This window comes from Streptomyces sp. XD-27, from assembly GCF_030553055.1.
Taxonomy (GTDB): Bacteria; Actinomycetota; Actinomycetes; order Streptomycetales; family Streptomycetaceae; genus Streptomyces.
In genome coordinates this window covers 5,630,469-5,650,249 of the sequence record NZ_CP130713.1, presented here as the reverse complement: position 1 = coordinate 5,650,249, position 19,781 = coordinate 5,630,469, and the positions used below count along the sequence as shown (strand labels likewise).

Annotated in this window: 18 protein-coding genes; 7 read left to right on the top strand and 11 right to left on the bottom strand. The window is 71.8% G+C overall.

The annotated features are described in order from the left end of the window. The first annotated feature begins 71 nt into the window (after positions 1-71). Both Q3Y56_RS24705 and Q3Y56_RS24700 read left to right on the top strand, forming a co-directional pair. The gene (locus Q3Y56_RS24705) at positions 72-692 is read left to right on the top strand and encodes a helix-turn-helix transcriptional regulator (RefSeq protein WP_304464028.1); all 621 of its coding nucleotides are present in this window, start codon (positions 72-74) and stop codon (positions 690-692) included. A 162-nt stretch (positions 693-854) separates the two neighbouring features. Next, the gene (locus tag Q3Y56_RS24700) at positions 855-1,535 is read left to right on the top strand and encodes a helix-turn-helix domain-containing protein (RefSeq protein WP_369696794.1); all 681 of its coding nucleotides are present in this window, start codon (positions 855-857) and stop codon (positions 1,533-1,535) included. 25 nt (positions 1,536-1,560) lie between these two features. On the opposite strand, the gene Q3Y56_RS24695 is transcribed toward Q3Y56_RS24700, so the two are convergent. After that, positions 1,561-2,586 carry a 6-phosphofructokinase gene (locus tag Q3Y56_RS24695; protein WP_304464026.1) on the bottom strand — a complete coding sequence of 342 codons (1,026 nt, stop codon included), beginning with the start codon at positions 2,584-2,586 and terminating at the stop codon, positions 1,561-1,563. A gap of 218 nt (positions 2,587-2,804) precedes the next feature. Here Q3Y56_RS24695 and pta point away from each other — a divergent pair, with 218 nt between their 5' ends. The 3 genes from pta to pyk all read left to right on the top strand — a co-directional run bounded on the left by pta (position 2,805) and on the right by pyk (position 7,579). Further along, complete coding sequence (gene pta / locus Q3Y56_RS24690) at positions 2,805-4,931, top strand: phosphate acetyltransferase (protein ID WP_304464025.1); 2,127 nt, start codon at positions 2,805-2,807, stop codon at positions 4,929-4,931. Further along, positions 4,928-6,082 carry an acetate kinase gene (locus Q3Y56_RS24685; protein WP_304464024.1) on the top strand — a complete coding sequence of 385 codons (1,155 nt, stop codon included), beginning with the start codon at positions 4,928-4,930 and terminating at the stop codon, positions 6,080-6,082. The genes pta and Q3Y56_RS24685 overlap by 4 nt, the downstream gene beginning before the upstream one ends. A 72-nt stretch (positions 6,083-6,154) precedes the next feature. Beyond that, positions 6,155-7,579 (top strand): pyruvate kinase, encoded by a 1,425-nt coding sequence (pyk, locus tag Q3Y56_RS24680; protein ID WP_304464023.1) that lies wholly within the window; start codon positions 6,155-6,157, stop codon positions 7,577-7,579. Positions 7,580-7,699: 120 nt separating this feature from the next. Here the strand turns inward: pyk and Q3Y56_RS24675 are convergent, their stop codons facing one another. From Q3Y56_RS24675 to Q3Y56_RS24660, 4 genes are all read right to left on the bottom strand, one after another. Then, positions 7,700-9,049 carry a hydrogenase expression protein HypF gene (locus Q3Y56_RS24675; RefSeq protein ID WP_304464022.1) on the bottom strand — a complete coding sequence of 450 codons (1,350 nt, stop codon included), beginning with the start codon at positions 9,047-9,049 and terminating at the stop codon, positions 7,700-7,702. Beyond that, positions 9,027-9,557, bottom strand: a complete 531-nt coding sequence (locus Q3Y56_RS24670) for a DUF6114 domain-containing protein (protein ID WP_304464021.1) — start codon at positions 9,555-9,557, stop codon at positions 9,027-9,029. Before Q3Y56_RS24670 ends, Q3Y56_RS24675 begins: the two co-directional genes overlap by 23 nt. Before the next feature lie 125 nt (positions 9,558-9,682). Next, positions 9,683-10,300, bottom strand: a complete 618-nt coding sequence (locus Q3Y56_RS24665; protein ID WP_304464020.1) for a DUF6230 family protein — start codon at positions 10,298-10,300, stop codon at positions 9,683-9,685. Positions 10,301-10,875: 575 nt separating this feature from the next. Further along, positions 10,876-11,835, bottom strand: coding sequence for a tetratricopeptide repeat protein (locus Q3Y56_RS24660; protein WP_304464019.1), 960 nt, complete (start codon positions 11,833-11,835; stop codon positions 10,876-10,878). A 318-nt stretch (positions 11,836-12,153) separates the two neighbouring features. Here Q3Y56_RS24660 and Q3Y56_RS24655 point away from each other — a divergent pair, with 318 nt between their 5' ends. Then, on the top strand, positions 12,154-12,741 hold the full coding sequence (locus Q3Y56_RS24655) for a TetR/AcrR family transcriptional regulator (RefSeq protein ID WP_304465777.1): 588 nt from the start codon (positions 12,154-12,156) through the stop codon (positions 12,739-12,741). On the opposite strand, the gene Q3Y56_RS24650 is transcribed toward Q3Y56_RS24655, so the two are convergent. The 5 genes from Q3Y56_RS24650 to Q3Y56_RS24630 all read right to left on the bottom strand — a co-directional run bounded on the left by Q3Y56_RS24650 (position 12,716) and on the right by Q3Y56_RS24630 (position 18,332). After that, positions 12,716-14,221, bottom strand: coding sequence for a hypothetical protein (locus Q3Y56_RS24650; protein WP_304464018.1), 1,506 nt, complete (start codon positions 14,219-14,221; stop codon positions 12,716-12,718). The genes Q3Y56_RS24655 and Q3Y56_RS24650 overlap by 26 nt on opposite strands. Before the next feature lie 46 nt (positions 14,222-14,267). Further along, a complete protein-coding gene (locus Q3Y56_RS24645) occupies positions 14,268-15,968 on the bottom strand; it encodes a methylmalonyl-CoA mutase (protein ID WP_304464017.1) in 1,701 nt (566 codons plus the stop codon). Between the two features lie 85 nt (positions 15,969-16,053). After that, positions 16,054-16,386: a DUF3817 domain-containing protein gene (locus Q3Y56_RS24640; RefSeq protein WP_304464016.1), complete on the bottom strand. Its 333-nt coding sequence runs from the start codon at positions 16,384-16,386 to the stop codon at positions 16,054-16,056. Positions 16,387-16,456: 70 nt separating this feature from the next. After that, positions 16,457-16,963: a MarR family winged helix-turn-helix transcriptional regulator gene (locus tag Q3Y56_RS24635; protein ID WP_304464015.1), complete on the bottom strand. Its 507-nt coding sequence runs from the start codon at positions 16,961-16,963 to the stop codon at positions 16,457-16,459. A gap of 70 nt (positions 16,964-17,033) precedes the next feature. Then, complete coding sequence (locus Q3Y56_RS24630; protein WP_304464014.1) at positions 17,034-18,332, bottom strand: MFS transporter; 1,299 nt, start codon at positions 18,330-18,332, stop codon at positions 17,034-17,036. A gap of 81 nt (positions 18,333-18,413) precedes the next feature. On the opposite strand from Q3Y56_RS24630, the gene Q3Y56_RS24625 reads away from it, so the two are divergent. Continuing rightward, positions 18,414-19,421, top strand: a complete 1,008-nt coding sequence (locus tag Q3Y56_RS24625; RefSeq protein WP_304464013.1) for a DUF5937 family protein — start codon at positions 18,414-18,416, stop codon at positions 19,419-19,421. 14 nt (positions 19,422-19,435) lie between these two features. Here the strand turns inward: Q3Y56_RS24625 and Q3Y56_RS24620 are convergent, their stop codons facing one another. Beyond that, positions 19,436-19,780: a DUF3817 domain-containing protein gene (locus Q3Y56_RS24620; RefSeq protein ID WP_304464012.1), complete on the bottom strand. Its 345-nt coding sequence runs from the start codon at positions 19,778-19,780 to the stop codon at positions 19,436-19,438. Position 19,781 lies beyond the last annotated feature (1 nt).

Here is a 19,781-nt window from a genome sequence, read left to right as displayed (position 1 = left end):
CCAATACGGCCGAGCGCCGCCCCCCGTCGTTTGATCCCAGTGCCGCACGCCGACTCCGCGAGGCGCTGGGCATGACGCACGCCCACGTCTCCTATGGCATCCAGGCCGCGTACGGCCTCCAGGTGCACCCCGCGACCGTCGCCGCCTGGGAGCTGGGCGAGGCGTTCCCCACCGAGACCGAACTCACCGCGCTGGCGGGGGCCTTGTGGTGTTCACCGGGCGACCTGCTGGGGTCGCCGAGCACGCTGCGCGAGCACCGCGTGGCGCAGGGCCTCGCGCCGATCGACGTCGCGATGCGGATCAGTATGGACCCGCAGGAGTACGAGCGGATGGAGCAGTCCGGCACGTGGACGGGCAACGACGCCCAGGCCGCCCAGCTCGGCGACGTGCTCCGGCTTCCGCTGCGCGCCCTGTTCGAGGTCACCGGGCGGGACGCGGCCCTGGCCGAGCTGCTGCGGTCGGCGGTCGACACCCGCTGGCAGGCGTACGTGAAGAAGGTCGGCAAGCTGGTGCCGCTGCCCAAGCCGCAGCTCGAAGGGGCACTCAAGTCCCTGTACGCGGACTATCAGGTGCGGATCGCGGCGACGCTGAGCCGGGGCGCGGTGGCGGACAACGCGGCGGTGCAGGCGCGGGAGTTCCTGGACGGGATCGTGCACCACTTCTGGGACCGGGTCGAGGGCGCCGCGCGCTAGGCGAGGTTTCCGCCCAGGCCCCGTTCGTACCTCCGCCCAGGCCCCCGGTTCCTGCCTCCGCCAGGCCCCACCCCCGTCCCCGTTCCCGTACCTTCGTACGACGTGCGGGCTTGGGCGATCGGAGGGTGTACCCGGCCCGGCGGCCGACCTTACGTTGTGCGCGTGCACCAGCCACCACCGCCGTTCAACGCCCCGGCCGCCCGTCGCCTGCGCGAGGCGCTGGGCATGACGCATGCCCACGTGTCCCACGGCATGTGGGCGGCCTACGGACTCAGGGTGCCCCCGGCGGACGTGGCCTCCTGGGAGCGGGGCGAGACCGCGCCCGGCACGACGGAGCTGGCGGCACTGGCCGGGGCCCTGTGGTGTGCGCCCGCGGACCTGATGGCGACGCCGACCACACTGCGTGAGCACCGTATGGCGCGCGGGCTGGCGCCCGAGGACGTGGCGCATCGCATCGGGATGGGCCTGCCCGCGTACCAGGAGGCGGAGCGTACGGGCCGGTGGCCGGGCGACGAGCGGCAGGACGTGCTGCTCGGCGAGGTGCTGGGGCTCTCCCTGCCGGACCAGTTCGAGCTGACCGGGCGCGACGAGAAGCTGGCGGACCTGCTGCGCAGCGCGGCGACCACCCGCTGGCAGGCGTACACGCGCCCGGTCGCGAAGGTGGTGCCGCTGCCGCGCACCCGCATCGACGCCGTACTCCAGCAACTGCACGGCGAGTACCAGGCCCGCATGGTCGCCTCCCTCAACTGGGGCGAGGGCGACAGCGCCGCGGCGTCGGGCGACTCGGGACGGGAGTTCCTGGAGGGCGTGCTGGACCGCTTCTGGGAGCAGGTGCTCCCGTGAAAAGGGGGCCGGGGCGAAGCCCCGGTCAGAACACCGACTCGGCCTCGTCCATCCGCGCGACCGGCACCGTCTTGAGCTCGGCCACCGCGTCCGCGATCGGCGCCATCACGATGTCCGTGCCGCGCAGCGCCGTCATCATGCCGAAGTCGCCGCGGTGCGCCGCCTCGACCGCGTGCCAGCCGAAGCGGGTGGCGAGCACCCGGTCGTAGGCGGTGGGGGTACCGCCGCGCTGCACGTGGCCCAGGATGACCGGGCGGGCCTCCTTGCCCAGGCGGCGCTCCAGCTCGACCGCGAGGCGGTTGCCGATGCCGGCGAAGCGCTCATGGCCGTACTGGTCGATCTCGCCCTTCTGGTACTCCATGCTGCCCTCGGCCGGGTGGGCGCCCTCGGCCACGCAGACGACGGCGAACTTCTTGCCGCGCGCGAACCGCTCCTCGACCATCTCCACCAGGTCGTCGACCTGGAAGGGGCGCTCCGGGAGGCAGATGCCGTGCGCGCCCGCCGCCATGCCGGACTCCAGCGCGATCCAGCCCGCGTGCCGTCCCATGACCTCCACGACCATGACGCGCTGGTGCGACTCGGCGGTGGTCTTGAGCCGGTCCATGGCCTCGGTGGCGACGCCGACGGCGGTGTCGAAGCCGAAGGTCCGGTCGGTGGCCGAGATGTCGTTGTCGATGGTCTTGGGCACGCCGACGATCGGCAGGCCGGAGTCGGCGAGCATCCGCGCGGCGGTCAGGGTGCCCTCGCCGCCGATCGGGATCAGTACGTCGATGCCGTAGTCGCGGGCCAGCTCCTTGGAGGTCTCGCAGGCCTCGCGCAGCCGGGCACGCTCCAGGCGCGAGGAGCCGAGGATGGTGCCGCCGCGGGCCAGGATGCCGCTGACCGCGTCCAGGTCCAGCTTGCGGTGGCGGCCTTCCAGGAGGCCCTTGAAGCCGTCCTCGAAACCGATGACCTCGTCCCCGTGGCCGGCGACTGCTCTGTGCACGACCGACCGGATCACAGCGTTGAGGCCGGGGCAGTCGCCGCCTGCGGTGAGAACTCCGATGCGCATCGTGCTGTGTCTCCTGCTCGCTGACCGGTACATGTGAGCCGGTCCGATTGTTTCATGGGTGGAGGCATGCCGCGTCCCCCATCCCGGGGAGCGCCCTATCCGGGCGCGCAGGTATTGTCAAGGGGGCAGGGGCATTCTTCTGGCCTTTTCCGGTCTTTTTCCGGCCGGATGCGCACAGTCACACCGTCAGCACACGTCAAGGGATCGGAGAAGCGCGCGTGACACGCAGCGTGTACGTGACCGGGATCGACCGGGGCGACGGCCGCCAGGTCGTCGAACTGGGAGTGATGGAGCTCCTGACCCGCCACGTGGACCGGGTCGGGGTCTTCCGCCCCCTGGTCCACGACAACCCCGACCGGCTCTTCGACCTGCTGCGGGCGCGCTACCGGCTCAGCCAGGCGCCCGAGACCGCGTACGGCATCAGCTACCAGGAGGCGGCGACCCTCCAGGCCGAGCGGGGCACGGACGAGCTGGTCACGCAGCTGGTCGAGCGCTTCCACCAGGTGGCCCGCGACTACGAGTACGTCCTGGTGCTGGGCAGCGACTACGCCGACACCAGCCTCCCGGACGAGCTGGGCCTCAACGCCCGGCTGGCGAACGAGTTCGGCGCCTCGGTGATCACCGTCGTCGGCGGCCAGGACCAGGAGGCGGACTCGGTACGCGCCGAGGCCCGCAACGCCTTCCGCGCCTACCGGGCGCAGGGCTGCGACGTGGTGGCCCTGGTGGTCAACCGGGTCGCCCCCGCCGACCGGGAGTCCATAGCCGAACGGCTCGCCGCCCGCCTCCCGGTCCCCTGCTACGCGCTCCCCGAGGACACCTCGCTGTCCGCGCCGACCGTCGACCAGGTGGTGCGCACCCTCGGCGCCGAGGTGCTGCTCGGCGACGGCTCCGGGCTCTCCCGGGACGTACGGGACTTCGTCTTCGGCGGCGCCATGCTGCCGACCTTCCTGCCCGCGCTGACCGACGGCTGCCTGGTGGTGACCCCCGGGGACCGCGCGGACCTGATCATCGGCGCGCTGGCGGCGCACAGCGCCGGGGCCCCGCCGATCGCCGGCGTGCTGCTGACCCTCGACGAGCGGCCGGGCCCGGACATCCTCGCGCTGGCCTCGCGGCTCGCCCCCGGCACCCCGGTGGTCTCGGTGCCCGGCAAGAGCTTCCCGACCGCGGAGCAGCTGTTCGCGCTGGAGGGGAAGCTGCACGCGGGCACGCCGCGCAAGGCGGAGACCGCGCTGGGCCTGTTCGAGCGGCACGTGGACACCGCGGAGCTGACGAACCGCATCTCCGTGGCGCGCTCCAGCCGGGTCACTCCGATGATGTTCGAGCACGAGCTGATCGAGCGGTCCCGCGCCGACCGCCGCCGGGTGGTGCTGCCGGAGGGCACCGAGGAGCGCGTCCTGCGCGCGGCCGACGTCCTGCTGCGCCGCGACGTGTGCGACCTGACGCTGCTGGGCGAGGAGGAGGCCATCCGCAAGCGCGCCGCGGAGCTGGGCCTGCGGATCGACGACGTCCAGATCATCGACCCGCAGACGTCCCCGCTGCGGGAGCGGTTCGCCGAGCGGTACGCGCAGCTGCGCGCCCACAAGGGCGTCTCCTACGAGCTGGCGTACGACGTCGTCTCCGACGTCTCGTACTTCGGCACCCTGATGGTGCAGGAGGGGCTGGCCGACGGCATGGTGTCCGGCGCGGTGCACTCCACCGCCGCCACCATCCGGCCCGCCTTCGAGATCATCAAGACGGCGCAGGGCGCCGGGATCGTCTCCTCCGTCTTCTTCATGTGCCTGGCGGACCGGGTGCTGGTCTACGGCGACTGCGCGGTCAACCCGGACCCGGGCGCCGAGCAGCTCGCGGACATCGCCATCCAGTCGGCGGGCACCGCCGCCCAGTTCGGCGTGGAGCCGCGGATCGCGATGCTGTCGTACTCCACCGGCACCTCCGGCTCCGGCGCGGACGTCGACAAGGTGCGCCGGGCGACCGAGCTGGTGCGCGAGCGCCGCCCCGACCTGCTGGTCGAGGGGCCGATCCAGTACGACGCGGCGGTGGACGCCGCGGTCGCGGCCACCAAGCTGCCGGGCTCCGAGGTCGCCGGAAAGGCAACCGTCCTGGTCTTCCCGGACCTCAATACCGGCAACAACACCTACAAGGCGGTGCAGCGCTCGGCGGGCGCGGTGGCCGTGGGCCCGGTCCTCCAGGGTCTGCGCAAGCCGGTCAACGACCTGTCGCGCGGCGCGCTCGTCCAGGACATCGTCAACACCGTCGCGATCACCGCGATCCAGGCCCAGACGCCCGCCGACCAGGCCCGGACGCCCGACCCGGCCGACCCGACACAGAAAGCACCCTCCGCGTGAACGCCACCCGAGTACTGGTTCTCAACTCCGGCTCCTCCTCCCTCAAGTACCAGCTGCTGGACATGGCGGCGGCCGACGGGGGGTCGCGGCTGGCCTCCGGGATCGTGGAACGGATCGGGGAAGGCCCCGTCGCGGACCACGAGGCCGCGCTCAAGCAGGTCGCCGACGAGCTGGCCGGGCAGGGGCTGGGGCTCGACTCGCCCGCGCTGGCGGCGGTCGGGCACCGGGTGGTGCACGGCGGCACCCGGTTCACCGAGCCGACGCTGATCACCGACGAGGTGGTCGCCGAGATCGAGAAGCTGGTCCCGCTGGCCCCGCTGCACAACCCGGCGAACATCTCCGGGATCAAGGTCGCCCGGGGCCTGCGCCCGGACCTGCCGCAGGTCGCGGTCTTCGACACCGCCTTCCACGCGACGATGCCGGAGTCCGCCGCGCGGTACGCCATCGACATCGACACCGCGGACCGGTACGGGGTGCGCCGCTACGGCTTCCACGGCACCTCGCACGCGTACGTCTCGCGGGCCACCGCGGCGCTGCTGGGCAAGGACCCGGCCGAGGTCAACACGATCGTGCTGCACCTGGGCAACGGCGCGAGCGCGTCCGCGGTGCGCGGCGGCGTGTGTGTCGACACCTCGATGGGCCTGACCCCGCTGGAGGGCCTGGTCATGGGCACCCGCTCCGGCGATCTGGACCCGGCGGCGATCTTCCACCTGGCGCGGGTGGGCGGGATGTCCACCGACGAGATCGACACCCTGCTGAACAAGCGCAGCGGGCTGCTCGGCCTGTGCGGCGACAACGACATGCGGGAGATCGGCCGCCGGATGGGCGAGGGCGACGAGGCCGCACAGCTCGCCTTCGACGTCTACATCCACCGGCTGCGGAAGTATGTGGGCGCGTACACCGCGGTGCTCGGGCACGTGGACGCCATCGCCTTCACGGCCGGGGTCGGCGAGAACGCGGCGGCGGTGCGGGAGGCGGCGCTGGGCGGCCTGACCGCGCTGGGCATCGAGGTGGACGCGGTGCGCAACGCCGTCCGCGGCTCCGCGGCGCGGCTGATCTCGGCGCCGTCGAGCCGGGTCGCCGTGGCGGTGGTCCCGACCGACGAGGAGCTGGAGATCGCCACGCAGACGTACGCCCTGGTCAACGACTAGACCGTTGATCGTTATTGGTCGTTCACACAGCTCAAATATTCCGCCCCGAAACAAACGGATAGGATCTGCCTCATGCGCCGTTCCAAAATCGTCTGCACCCTGGGCCCTGCCGTCGACTCCTTCGAGCAGCTGAAGACGCTGATCGAGGCCGGCATGAACGTGGCCCGTTTCAACATGAGCCACGGCACCCACCCGGAGCACGAGGAGCGGTACCACCGGCTCCGCAAGGCGACCGAGGAGACCGGCCACGCGGTGGGCGTGCTCGCCGACCTCCAGGGCCCCAAGATCCGCCTGGAGACCTTCGCCGACGGCCCGGTGGAGCTGGTGCGCGGTGACGAGTTCACCATCACCACCGAGGACGTCCCCGGCGACCGGACGATCTGCGGCACCACCTACAAGGGCCTGCCCGGCGACGTCGCCAAGGGCGACCAGGTCCTGATCAACGACGGCAACGTGGAGCTGCGCGTCACCGACGTCGAGGGTCCGCGGGTCAGGACCATCGTCATCGAGGGCGGCGTGATCTCCGACCACAAGGGCATCAACCTGCCCGGCGCGGCGGTCAACGTCCCGGCGCTGTCCGAGAAGGACATCGAGGACCTGAAGTTCGCCCTGCGGCTCGGCTGCGACATGGTCGCGCTGTCCTTCGTCCGGGACGCCGCCGACGTCCGGGACGTGCACCGGGTCATGGACGAGGTCGGCCGCCGGGTGCCGGTGATCGCCAAGGTCGAGAAGCCGCAGGCCGTCGCCAACATGGAGGAGGTCGTCGCGGCGTTCGACGGCGTCATGGTGGCCCGCGGCGACCTGGCGGTGGAGTACCCGCTGGAGAAGGTCCCGATGGTGCAGAAGCGCCTGGTGGAGATGTGCCGGCGGAACGCCAAGCCGGTGATCGTCGCGACCCAGATGATGGAGTCGATGATCACCAACTCGCGCCCCACGCGCGCGGAGGCGTCCGACGTCGCCAACGCGATCCTGGACGGCGCGGACGCGGTGATGCTGTCCGCGGAGTCCTCGGTCGGCCAGTACCCGATCGAGACGGTCAAGACGATGTCGAAGATCGTCCAGGCGGCGGAAGGGGAACTGCTCTCCAAGGGCCTCCAGCCGCTGGTGCCGGGCAAGAAGCCGCGTACCCAGGGCGGTTCGGTGGCCCGCGCGGCCTGCGAGATCGCCGACTTCCTGGGCGGCAAGGCGCTGATCGCCTTCACCAAGTCCGGCGACACCGCCCGCCGCCTGTCCCGCTACCGCACCCAGCAGCCGATCCTGGCCTTCACGACCGACGCGTCCACCCGCAACCAGCTGACGCTGAGCTGGGGCGTGGAGTCCTTCGTCGTGCCGTTCGTGGACACCACGGACGCGATGGTGGACCTGGTCGACGCGGAGCTGCTGAAGCTGAACCGGTACAACGAGGGCGACACGATGATCATCACGGCGGGCTCGCCCCCCGGTGTCCCCGGCACCACGAACATGGTGCGGGTGCACCACCTGGGCAACGAGGGCTGACGCTCTCGCGCTCGCGCGCCGCACGCGCCTGTGGGCGCCGCCCCAACCGGGGTGGCGCCCACAGGCGTTTGCCCTCCTTGAGGAGGGACTTGCGGCTCCCGAACGGGTCGTCGGGGGACGTCAGTCGTCGTAGGTCGGATAGCCGTGCATGCCCGGCACCGTCAGGTCGCCGCCGAACTGGCCGGCCTGGATGACCGTCACGTCGGTGAAGAACAGCTCCGGCAGGGTCAGCGGCGGCGGGGCCTTGGGAGTGAACGTCACCGGGATGAGGCCGAGCAGCTTTCCGCTCAGCTCCTCGGTGTACATCGTCACCTCGCCGTTCCGGATCGTGGAGCGGCTGCCCTTGCGGGCCTCCACGTGCTGGGTCGAACCGCCGGGGCCCTTCACCAGCTGGTGCAGATCGTCGATGTCGACGCCCGAAGCGCGGAACTTCAGGACCTTCTTGACCTTCCCGCTCTGGGTCTTGACCTCGACGATGCCGTCGTACTTGAGGCCGTGCAGTCCCAGCCGGCTGGACTTGAGGATCCACGGGTCCTCGGGGAGCAGTGCCTCCGCCCGGTCGGCCTTGGCGTTGTTGTACGCGTCGGCGTCGAAGGTCGGGCAGGGGTAGCCCTCCTTGCCGTCGGCGCCGGGTTCGGAGGAGGCGGAGGGCGACGGCTTCGGGGTGGCCTTGTCGGCCGTGTCCTTCGCCTTGTCGGCTGTCTCCGTGGCCTTGTCGGTGGTGTCCTTCGCCGTGTCGGTGGCGTCCTCGGCCGTCTTCGCCGCGTCGTCCGTCGCCTTGTCGACCTGGTCGGCCGGGCTCTTGGCGTCGGAGTCGGACGGCTTGGTCGTGGGCGTGGGCGTCGGGCTCGGCGAGGCGCTCGGCTCCGCCGGCTGTTCGTCGTCGTCCCCGCCGCCGAGCAGGTCCTCCAGCTTCTCGCCGAGGCCCAGCGGGTCGAGCGGGTTGGTGCTCTCGCCGGTGCTCGGTTCGGTGCTGGGCTCCGTCGGCTCCGACGGCTGGGTGGGCGCCGGCTCCGGGTCGGGCTTCGCCGGCTCGGACTGCTCCGGTGCGGGCTTCTGCGGCGTGGGCGTCGGGCTCGGCGAGGCGCTCGGCTTCGCCGTCGACCCGCCGGACGTACCGGCCTTGTCCTTGTCGTCGCCGGGCTTGTCGTTCTCGGACGTGTCGCTCGTGGCCTTGTCCTGCTGGTCGCCCTGGTCCGGTTCGTCGGACTGGGTGACGCAGGGACCGGGCTTGAAGCCGTCCGCGCCCCGGGGGCTGGCGTTGGCGAGCTGGGGGGTGAGCCCCATGCCCATCAGCACCGCCGTCGGCATGGCGGCCAGGGCTATCGCCTTGCCCGCGGGCAACTGGAGGCGGGTGAGCACCGACTTCTTCGGTGCCGCGTGCCGCGGTCCTGTCCTCGCTCGGCGCGGGCTGCCGGCTGCCTCCTCCCCGGCTCCCCGCTCCTGTTCACCCCGCACGGTGCCTCCCATTCCTGGATTCCTGGTCCGGCGCGGTCCCGGCCCCCGCCGGTTCCGACGCGCCCTCGCCGACCCCGTCACCCGCCGGCTCCGGCACCGCTCGCTCCACGGGCCGGGCCTTCGGCTCCTCGCCGGGGCCCCAGGCCACGGCCATGGCGCCGCCGAAGAGCGCCAGGAGATAGCCGAGGAGGAAGCCCCCGAAGTTGGAGACGACCAGTGAGACCAGGGCGAGCAGGATCGCCGCGACGCCCGCGAAGACCCGCACGACGGGCTGGAACCACATGGTCAGGCCCAGCACGATCAGCAGCACGCCGATGATCAGCGATGCGGATCCGGTGGTGGTGCCCATGCGGACGGTCAGTTGACCCAAGGTGAGGTTGGCGTAGGGGAAGTACACGATCGGCAGTCCGCCCAGCAGCGTCAGCGCGCCCGCCCAGAACGGGCGCTGCCAGCGCCATTCACGGTAGGACTGGCGCCAGCCACTGATACGGACACGCGCCCCCGGCGACTCGGCACTCATCGAAAACAGCTCCCTGGGGCTGGCGATCTTGTCGATCGGAAGTTGTTCATGCGTTGCGACGGGTGAGGGGGGTACGGGTGAGGGGCCGGGTGTCGCCTGCCCCTCACCGCACCGCACTCAACGCGTCAGAAGCACTCGTGCTTGCCCTTGGCCACCGACATGGAGAGGCCAGAGAGCTTGAACGTACCCGCGCTGGTGGCCCAGGCGGTCTGCTTGACGTCGGTCAGGGTCGCCGAGTCGGCTTCCTGCGCGAAGGAGCCGGGGACGACCCGGTCGCCCTTCTTGATGCCGGGACCCTTCGTCGTGTCGTTCGCCGACACACCGATGTTGATGTCGCGGAACACCGCGTCCGCGTCGAGCTGGTCGAGGTCGATGTAGAGGTTCTTGGCCTCGACCGGCTTGTCGCCGTCGCCGGCCTTCAGCTTCAGCGACACATCGCCGAAGAGCGGGACCGGGACCACCACCGACTGGCACAGACCCTTGATCTTGGCGCTCTTGAACGCCGACACGGCGACCGGGATGTTCTTCCCGCCGTGCTGTGCCTCCATGGCTCCGTACTGGACGAAGCCCTCACCGTCGAGCTGCTTCGCGGTGACCTTGAACTGCTGGCCGGACACGCTGAACGACGCCGCGAGCACACCCTGGGACAGGGCGACTCCGATCGCGGCCGTAGCAGCGACGCTCGGCACCATGACGACGGCGAACCGCTTCCATCTGGTTCCGCCACGAGCCACGGACTCCATGACTTTCCTCCTTCTCGGACGTACATCTCCGGTCGGGCCCTTGCGTGACCTCGAACCTGGGATGGGAGAAGTGCTACGTCCTCGGGAAGGAGAGCGCCCGCCCCGGATGCCTGCGGCGAACCGAAGCAGGCGAACCGAGAAAGCCGGCGATCACCCCGAGCGACAACCACTGGCCACGCTCTCGCGCAACCTCATGGACAGGCCCTGCCGGCCTGGCAGAGACCCCCCTGTCCAAGGCCGGCGCCACTGCCGCCGGCCTGCCCGGTGGGGACCCGCTCCCCGGGAAAGCGCCGACCGGATGCCGAGCTTTGGGGAAGGACCGAGCGTGGCCGATCGTCGTGCATTCGCGCCCGGGGCACAAGGGGTTCGTTACTAGCGAGTAACGGCCGGATAACCGGACTGCTGCGGGAGGGTTGAGGCCCGGCACGCAGGGTCGCCAGGAGGAGGGAGGAAAGAAGCGGACATGTCCAGCATGGTAGGGCAAATGACCCGCTGTCACTTACTGCAAGTAACAGCGGCCGCGATTACCAAGTTTTGGTAAAGCGCGGCCGCTCAGGCGTCGTCGGTGTGATCGATCAGAACAGGACGCGGGCGAGGGCGCTACGGGCCGTGACCACCCGGGGGTCCTCGGCGCCGATCACCTCGAAGAGCTCCAGCAGATGCACCCGGGACTTCTCCCGGTCGTCACCCACCGTCCGCTTCACGGTGTCGACCAGCCGCCCGAAGGCGTCCTCGACATGACCGCCCACCAGGTCCAGATCAGCGGCCGCGATCTGCGCCGCCACGTCGGCCGGGGCGTCGGCCGCCGCCTTGCGTACGACCTGCGGGTCCATGCCCTGCACCCGCTGGAGCAGCTTGGCCTGAGCCAGACCCAGCCTGGCCTCGGTGTTGCCCGGGTCGTCGGTCAGCACGTTGCTGTACGCCTGCACCGCGCCGCCGAGGTCGCCCGCGTCCAGCGCCGCGTGCGCGGCGGCGAGCGCGCCGTCGTACGGGGACGCGGGCTGGGCGGCCGCGGGCTCCGCGCCCTGCGCCTCCGCGTCCACCGGCGCGCCGACGATGCCGAACTGCTGCTCGGCGGCCTGGATCAGCTGGTCCAGCACCTGCCGGATCTGCGCTTCGGGGGCCGCCCCCTGGAACAGCGGGATCGGCTGCCCGGCCACCACCGCGAAGACCGCGGGGATGCCCTGCACGCCGAACTGCTGGAAGAGCATCTGGTTGGCGTCGACGTCGATCTTCGCGAGGACGAACTTGCCGGCGTACTCCTGCGCCAGCCGCTCCAGCAGCGGGCCGAGCTGCTTGCACGGCTCGCACCACTCGGCCCAGAAGTCGATCACGACCGGGACCTCGGTGGAGCGCTGGAGGATCTCCTGCTGGAACCCCGCCTCGTCGACGTCGATCACCAGACGGGAGGGCGCGGGGGCACCGGTACGCGCCGCCTGGGCGCGCGCCTGCTCCGCCTTCTGCCTCGCCTCCCCGGCCGCCTTCACCGCGGCGAGGTCGACCACTCCACTCATGGACATGTTCCGTGGCTGCATGGCCCTATCCTCCCCCCTCCACGCGGCGATCGAAAAAACAGCGTGCCCGACGCCCGCACACTCTGGTACGCATCGCCTACCGGAATGCGGGCCGCGATGGTGAAACTTGGAACGAACGCGCCCGGTCCCCACCTGGCGCCAGTGGTCATCACTCTTTCGCTACGCGTCGTAGCGTAACTGCAAGCGCCCGCGCCCCGCCAGGGTGCGACGGTGATCTGCCTCACCCCGGCCGGTGGCCGTACTGGCGGGTATCGTCGCGGCCATGAGCCCGTCCCCCGTCGCACCGGCCGCCCCCGCAGCGCCGACGCCGATCGCGCCATCCTGGACGCGACCCGCGCCGCGCTGGTGGAGCTGGGCTGGTCGAAGCTGTCGATGGGGGATGTCGCGGCCCGCGCCGGGGTCGCCAAGACCACGCTGTACCGCCGCTGGGCGAACAAGAACGAGCTGGTCGTGGACGCGGTGGCGGCCGTCTTCGACGAGCACCTGGAGCTGCCCGACCTCGGCAGTCTCCAGGCCGACATCGAAGCGGTGGTGCTGAGCTTCGCCAGCCTGCTGGAGCGCCCCGAGACCCGGACGGCGCTGATGGCGGTCGTCGCCGAGTCCACCCGCGACGAGGCCCTGCGCGACCGCATCCGCACGGCGATCGTGGACCGCCAGAAGCACCTGGTGCTGGTCGGCCGCGAACGCGCCCAGGCCCGCGGGGAGCTGCCCCGCGAGACGGACCCGGCGACGGCGGCCAGGACCGCCGACCTGATCTTCGACGTGATCGCGGGTGCGGTGGTGCACCGCGCGCTGGTCAGCGGGGAGCGCGTCGACGCGGAGTGGTCACGCGGCTTCACCACGCTTCTGCTGCACGGGCTCGCGGCCGCGGCGGGCGGGGTCACGCCCGCCGATCCCCGCACGTGACGCGGCCCGACTCCGCCGGGACGAGCCGCACCCTGGACGCGGGCAGCTTGAGCGGCTCCCCGCTGCCCGGGCTCAGCAGTACGGCGCTGCCGCCGGCGACCCCCATGAGCAGATACGGCCGCGCCGGATCGAGGCGCCCGCCCTCGCCCGGCAGCCGCGCGGCCGGGACGGTCGGCTGTACGCAGGTCCACTCGGGCTCGACGCCGAAGTAGCCGGGCGCGGGCCTGCGCTGCTTGGCGGCGGCGATGGTCGCCTGCGCACCGCTGGCGGCGTAGTGGGCGGCGAGTGCGGAGACGCCGGAGACGCACAGGACGAGCATGACGATGTAGAAGAAGCCGTTGAACCGCTCCGTCGGACCCACGTAGTGCAGATGCTTGGCGACGCCCCACAGGGCGGGCACGACCAGCACCAGGACCAGGTACGTCAGCAGCTTGGCCGCCGACAGGGCCTGCCACACCCCGGGGACGTCGAGATCGTCCGCGGTCAGGGAGAGGGATTCGGCATAGAGCGCGTGGAGGACGGAGCCCGCGCCCAGGAGCGTGGAGACGACCACCGACACGACCAGCGGTACGGCCCAGGCCACCCACTCGCCCCAGGTCCAGCGCCGGGCCATGAACCACAGGCCGTAGCCCACCCCGGCGATCAGGGGGACGGCCCATGTCGACGACGCCGCGGGGCCGGTCATCTCGGGCATGCGCCCACCCGACACCACGATGATGGAGGCGAGGAAGCAGGTGACGCCGAGGACGATGGTGACCGCACCGGCGTTGTCGCGGCCGCCGCGCTGCAGAGCGCTTCCCGCCCACATGACCGCGCACGTCGCCAGGGCGCACAGGACGGCCCAGGGGAACCGGTCGGTGCCCACGCTCACCGCGGCGAGGAGGCAGGAGTACACCACCGCGAGGAAGGCCGTCACCTTCTCCCTGGGGTCGGCCAACCGGCCCCGGTCGCTCCACCGCTCGTCCAACGGGCGTACGGCGACGTCGGTGCGGGCGCCCGGGCCGCCCGGCACCGCCATCCGGGACAGTCGTAATGCCTCCCTGGGCGTGCCCAGCGTGATGGCCCCGGTGTCGTAGCGCCCCATCCGCCGGTCGACCCGCGTGCGCAGTCGCGGGCCCAAGGCCCGGTGGGCCGTGGTGTGGACCCGCCACTCCGGCAGTTGCTCCCGTTCCCGGATCAGCCGCTCGGCACGCCGCACGTACATCGTCAGCCGTGCCGACCTCGCCGCCCGCTGCACGCGCCAGACCGCGCCTCGCTCCGCCCGGTAGGCCGCACCGTAGAGCCGCACCTCGACGGCGTACAGGCGCGATGAGGGGTCGGCGGGCAGCAGGCCCAGGGACGGACCCTGCCCGCAGGGGAACGCGTCGATGAGAGGCCAGCCGTGGGTCGCGAAGAGCGCTTCGGCCTCCTTCCACTCGCGCGCCCCGCCGCGGACTTCTATCAGTGCGAGGACACGTTGGTCATACGGAGGCCGCCGCATGGCCCGCATGATCCCATAGGAGGCTCAGGCGGGCCATGACCCGGCGTCAGAAGCCCGCGGGCTCCGTGTAGACGCCCCACTCGTCGCGCAGCACCCCGCAGATCTCGCCGAGCGTCGCCTCCGCGCGGACCGCGTCCAGCATCGGCTCGATCATGTTCGAGCCGTCGCGGGCGGCGGCCAGCATCGCGTCCAGGGCGGCGCGGACCGCCGCGTCGTCGCGGGCGGCCTTGCGCGCGGCGAGCACCCGCACCTGCTCGCGCTCGACCTCGTGGCTGACGCGCAGGATCTCCAGGTCACCGGTGACGGAGCCCTCGTGGCAGTTGACGCCGACGACCCGCTTCTCGTCCTTCTCCAGGGCCCGCTGGTAGCGGAAGGCGGATTCCGCTATCTCGCCGGTGAACCAGCCGTCCTCGATGCCGCGCAGGATGCCGCTGGTCATCGGGCCGATGGGGTGCCGGCCGTCCGGGTGCGCCCGCAGACCGCGCTCCTTGATCTGGTCGAAGATCTTCTCGGCGTCGGCCTCGATCCGGTCGGTCAGCGCCTCGACGTACCAGGAGCCGCCCAGCGGGTCGGCGACGTTGGCGACGCCGGTCTCCTCCATGAGCACCTGCTGGGTGCGCAGGGCGATCTCCGCGGCCTGCTCGCTGGGCAGGGCCAGGGTCTCGTCCAGGGCGTTGGTGTGCAGCGAGTTCGTGCCGCCGAGCACGGCCGACAGGGCCTCCACCGCCGTGCGGACGACGTTGTTGTACGGCTGCTGTGCGGTGAGGGAGACGCCGGCCGTCTGCGTGTGGAAGCGCAGCCACTGCGCCTTGTCGGTCCTGGCTCCGTACACGTCGCGCATCCAGCGGGCCCAGATACGGCGGGCCGCGCGGAACTTGGCGATCTCCTCGAAGAAGTCGAGGTGCGCGTCGAAGAAGAAGGACAGGCCGGGCGCGAAGGTGTCCACGTCCAGGCCCCGGGAGAGGCCGAGCTCGACGTACCCGAAGCCGTCGGCGAGGGTGTACGCCAGCTCCTGCGCGGCCGTCGCGCCCGCCTCGCGGATGTGGTAGCCGGAGACCGAGAGCGGCTTGTACGCGGGGATGCCGCGCGTGCAGTGCTCCATCAGGTCGCCGATCAGGCGCAGGTGCGGCTCGGGCTGGAAGAGCCACTCCTTCTGCGCGATGTACTCCTTGAAGATGTCGGTCTGCAGCGTGCCGTTGAGGACGGCCGGGTCGACGCCCTGCCGCTCGGCCGCGACGATGTACATGCAGAAGACCGGCACGGCCGGGCCGGAGATCGTCATGGAGGTGGTGACGTCGCCGAGCCGGATGTCCTTGAACAGGACCTCCATGTCGGCGGCCGAGTCGATGGCGACACCGCAGTGGCCGACCTCGCCGAGCGAGCGGGGGTCGTCGGAGTCGCGGCCCATCAGGGTCGGCATGTCGAACGCGACGCTCAGCCCGCCGCCGCCGTTGGCCAGGATCATCTTGTAGCGCTCGTTGGTCTGCTCGGCGTTGCCGAAGCCGGCGAACTGGCGGATGGTCCAGGTGCGGCCCCGGTAGCCGGTCGCGTACAGGCCGCGGGTGAACGGGTACTCGCCGGGCCAGCCGATCCGCTCGAAGCCCTCGTACACATCGCCCGGCGCGGGTCCGTAGACGGGCTCGACGGGATCTCCGGAGAGCGTGGTGAAATCCGCGTCCCGCTTGCGGGAGGCGTCGTACCGGGCTTGCCAGCGGCGGCGGCCCTCTTCGATCGCGTCAGCGTCCATGCTTCGAATTTACTAGGACGTCCTAGTAAATGTCGATGGGCAGCCGCCGCACGAGTGGATTCGTACGGCGGCCGGGTGCGGCGGGCTACGCCTTGGCGACCGCCGGGGCGGCATCCGCGATCAGCGGCTCGACGTCCCGGGCGACCTTGCGCTCGACGAAGAAGGCGGCGGCCGGGATGGTCCCGGAGACCAGCACCCACAGCAGCTTGGCGAACGGCCACTTCGCCTTGGAGCCGAGGTCGAAGGCGAAGATCAGGTAGATGATGTAGAGCACGCCGTGGACCTGGGAGACCACGAGCGTGGTGTCTGCGCCCTTGTCGAAGCCGTACTTGAAGATCATGCAGGTGCACAGCACCAGCAGCATCACGGCGGTGACGTAGGCCATGACCCGGTAGCGGGTCAGCACGCTCTTCTTCATGGCGATGAGCCTAACCGTCCGTTTTGCGCGATCTACGGGCGGGTGGGCGCCGCTGCGCCGGTGGGCGCCGCTACTCCTCGAAGTCCTCGGCCGCGATCCGCAGCGGGCGCAGCATCCGGAAGATCTCCACGCACTCGTCGTCGCCGTACGTCCCGAGGCCGAAGTCCATCGCCATCAGGTCGCGGGTGGCCGCCTCCACGACCTCGCGCCCCTTGTCGGTGATCGAGGCGAGCGTGCCGCGCCCGTCGTTGGGGTTCGGGCGCTTGTCGACCAGGCCGGAGCGGACCAGGCGGTCCACCGTGTTGGTGACGGAGGTCGGGTGGACCATCAGCCGCTCGCCGATCTTGGACATCGGCAGCTCCCCGGCCTTGGAGAAGGTCAGCAGCACCAGCGCCTCGTAGCGCGCGAACGTCAGTCCGTACGGCTTCACCACCGCGTCGACCTGGCCGAGCAGGATCTGGTGGGCCCGCATGATCGACGTGATGGCGGCCATGGACGGCACGGCGCCCCACCGCTGCTTCCAGAGCTCGTCGGCACGGGCGATGGGGTCGAACGTCAGACTGAGAGGCTTGGCCACACCTCGACCCTATCGGGAGGCCATATAACGGGCGGCGGAGTCTCGTTAAATGGACCGGTTCGGCAGGCACTCAGCGCGCGGTACGCCGCGCCTCGGCCGCGACGAGCACGACGCACGCCGTACCGAGCACGCCCGCGCCCGCGACCACCTGATGGACGGGAGCGAACTCGGCGGCGGCCCCCGCCAGCGCCATGCCCAGGCCCTGGGTCGTCATCAGCCCGGCGGTCAGCACGGTCATGGCCCGCCCGCGCACCTCCTCGGGCACCGCCGCGATGAACCACTGGTCCAGCCCCAGGGTGTACGAGCTGCCGCAGCCGGCCAGCAGCAGGCACAGCAGGGCCCAGGGCAGGGACGGCCGGAACAGGTAGCCCAGGGCCGGCAGCATCGCCAACACGGCGACGGGGAGGGTGAGCGCGGCGCGGGCGCGCGGGCTCAGGCGCGAGCCGACCACGACCTCACTGGCGATCGCGCCGACCGGCATGGCGATCATGAGGAGTCCCAGCCCGGCAGGGCCGAGACCCAGGTCGTCGGCGTACGGGGTCGCCAGCGCCTCCGGAGCCACCACGAACATCGGCGGGACCCAGCTCAGCAGGAGCAGCGCGCGGATACGGCGGTGCGCGAACAGCCACCGGATGACGCGCAGCGACTCGCCCAGCAGCGCGCCGCCGCTCCCGGCCCCCTCGCGCGCCGGGCGGCGGCGGGTCCCCAGGCGCAGCACGAGGGCGGACCCGAGGAAGGCCACGGCGGTGATCACCAGGACGGCGCGCGGCGCCACGGCGGTGAGCAGCAGCCCGCCCACCGCGAAGCCGGCGAGCTGCGCGCTCTGCGCCGTGATCCGGATGACGGACCGGCCCAGCACGAACAGGTCGCCCTCCCCGAGGATGTCGCCGAGCGTCGCGGCGCGCGTCCCGCTGAACACCGGCGAGATCGCCGCCGCCACGCAGCGCAGCGCGAGGAGCGCCGCCACGGGCATCCCGGGCACCACCATGGCGGCCGTGCAGAGGGCGCTCAGCAGATCGCAGACGACGAGGACGCGGCGGGCGGGGTAGCGGTCGGCGACGGCGGACAGCAGTGTGCCGCCGATCATGTAGGGCAGCAGGGCGAGGGCGAACGCCAGGGCGCTCATCAGCGGCGATCCGGTGAGCCGGTAGATGAGGACGGACAGCGCGATCGCGCAGACGACCTCGCCGAGCATCGACATCAGGTGCGCGGCGAAGACGGCGCGGAACTCCTTGACGGCGAACACGGCCCGGTAGCCGGTCCCCTCGCCGGGGTGGCCGCCGGTCCCCTCGCCGGGGTCGCTGCTCTGCTCCGCGGGTGGGCGCGCGTCAGTGGGGCCCGGATTCACGGGCCCGGAGGGCGTCGGCATGGTTGAGAGGGTGCCGGGCGCGCGAACCGCGCCCTAGTCTTTCGGGTCCAGCCGAACCTCGACGGCCACCGATGGGGCCCCATGCCACTGCACCTGCGCTTCGGCGCCGACGACCTCCTGCGGTGCCGGTTCGCCGTGTCCCCGTTGTGCCAGACCCACGAGGCCGTACGGACCCTGCGGCGGCGCGAGCGGCACGGCTACCACCTGCCCTGGCTGCGCCGGATCCGCGGCGCCCTGGCCGGTCTCGACCTGTCCGAGCTGTGGCTGTTCATGCCGCCGCGCGGCGGCTACACGCCCGACTTCCTGGGCGCGCCGCCGGACGTGCCGTACGCGTCCTTCGAGGACGAGCTGGAGCGGATGCGGGCCGGCGATCCGGCGGCGGCCCGCGCGGAGATGGCCCAGTCACTGGCCTGCACGCCCGGCGCGGCCGACTCGCCGCTGGGCCGGGCCGCACTGGACGATCCGGCGGCGGCCGTGCAGCGGCTGGCGGACGTCACCGAGCGGGCCTGGCGGGCGCTGCTCGCCCCGGACTGGCCCCGGCTGCGCGCCCTGCTGGACGCCGACATCGGCTTCCGGTCGCGGCAGTTGGCCGAGGGCGGCCTGGAGCGGCTGTTCGCGGATCTGCATCCGGGGCTGGCGTGGGCGGACGGCACGCTGACCGTCCGTACGCCCGGCCACCCGCCCGCGCGGCAGGAGCTGGACGGGCGGGGGCTGCTGCTGATGCCGAGCGTCTTCGTGTGGCCGGACGTGGTGAGCGGCTTCGCCCCGCCCTGGCAGCCGACCGTGATCTATCCGGCGCGCGGCGTGGGCGGGCTGTGGCGGGAACCGTCGCGCGGCGCCGCCGACGCGCTCGTACGGCTGCTGGGCGCGAACCGCGCGGCCATCCTCTGCGACCTCACGGAGCCGGCGTCGACGACGGCGCTCGCGCACCGGCACGGGCTGGCGCCCTCCTCGGTGTCGGCGCATCTGTCGGTGCTGCGCGGCGCGGGTCTGCTGACCTCGCGCCGCCAGGGGCACCAGGTGCTGTACGAGCGCACTCCGCTGGGAATCGCGCTGGCGGCCGGGGAGGAGCCGCACCGCCCCGGCTGACAGGCGCCCGACGATCAGGCGTTGACGATCCCTTCCTTGCGGGCGCGCGCGGCGATCACGCTGGCCTCGGCCTCGCGCTTGAGCATCCGCTCGGCGAAGAAGCCTCCGGTGGGCAGGACCGAGAGCACGAAGTACAGCGCGGCGGTCTTCCACTGCCACTTCGTACGGTTCCAGGCGTCGGCCCAGAAGATCACGTACAGGATGAACAGGACGCCGTGGACCGCGCCCATCACCGGCACCGCGTTGAAGTCCGTCGTGCGCTTGAGCACCGAGCAGACGAGCAGCAGCAGGAAGGACACGGCCTCGGGCGCGGAGACCAGGCGGAGGCGGCGGAGCGCGGTGGCGGTCTTGAAGTCCATG

What these genes read in the sequence shown, in the direction of transcription:
- Q3Y56_RS24705 (WP_304464028.1), top strand. Translation starts at nt 72, where the DNA reads ATGACGCACGCCCACGTCTCCTATGGCATCCAGGCCGCGTACGGCCTC.
- Q3Y56_RS24695 (WP_304464026.1), bottom strand. Translation starts at nt 2,586, where the DNA reads ATGCGCATCGGAGTTCTCACCGCAGGCGGCGACTGCCCCGGCCTCAAC.
- pyk (WP_304464023.1), top strand. Translation starts at nt 6,155, where the DNA reads ATGCGCCGTTCCAAAATCGTCTGCACCCTGGGCCCTGCCGTCGACTCC.
- Q3Y56_RS24675 (WP_304464022.1), bottom strand. Translation starts at nt 9,049, where the DNA reads ATGGGAGGCACCGTGCGGGGTGAACAGGAGCGGGGAGCCGGGGAGGAG.
- Q3Y56_RS24670 (WP_304464021.1), bottom strand. Translation starts at nt 9,557, where the DNA reads ATGAGTGCCGAGTCGCCGGGGGCGCGTGTCCGTATCAGTGGCTGGCGC.
- Q3Y56_RS24665 (WP_304464020.1), bottom strand. Translation starts at nt 10,300, where the DNA reads ATGGAGTCCGTGGCTCGTGGCGGAACCAGATGGAAGCGGTTCGCCGTC.
- Q3Y56_RS24660 (WP_304464019.1), bottom strand. Translation starts at nt 11,835, where the DNA reads ATGCAGCCACGGAACATGTCCATGAGTGGAGTGGTCGACCTCGCCGCG.
- Q3Y56_RS24650 (WP_304464018.1), bottom strand. Translation starts at nt 14,221, where the DNA reads ATGCGGCGGCCTCCGTATGACCAACGTGTCCTCGCACTGATAGAAGTC.
- Q3Y56_RS24645 (WP_304464017.1), bottom strand. Translation starts at nt 15,968, where the DNA reads ATGGACGCTGACGCGATCGAAGAGGGCCGCCGCCGCTGGCAAGCCCGG.
- Q3Y56_RS24640 (WP_304464016.1), bottom strand. Translation starts at nt 16,386, where the DNA reads ATGAAGAAGAGCGTGCTGACCCGCTACCGGGTCATGGCCTACGTCACC.
- Q3Y56_RS24630 (WP_304464014.1), bottom strand. Translation starts at nt 18,332, where the DNA reads ATGCCGACGCCCTCCGGGCCCGTGAATCCGGGCCCCACTGACGCGCGC.
- Q3Y56_RS24625 (WP_304464013.1), top strand. Translation starts at nt 18,414, where the DNA reads ATGCCACTGCACCTGCGCTTCGGCGCCGACGACCTCCTGCGGTGCCGG.
- Q3Y56_RS24620 (WP_304464012.1), bottom strand. Translation starts at nt 19,780, where the DNA reads ATGGACTTCAAGACCGCCACCGCGCTCCGCCGCCTCCGCCTGGTCTCC.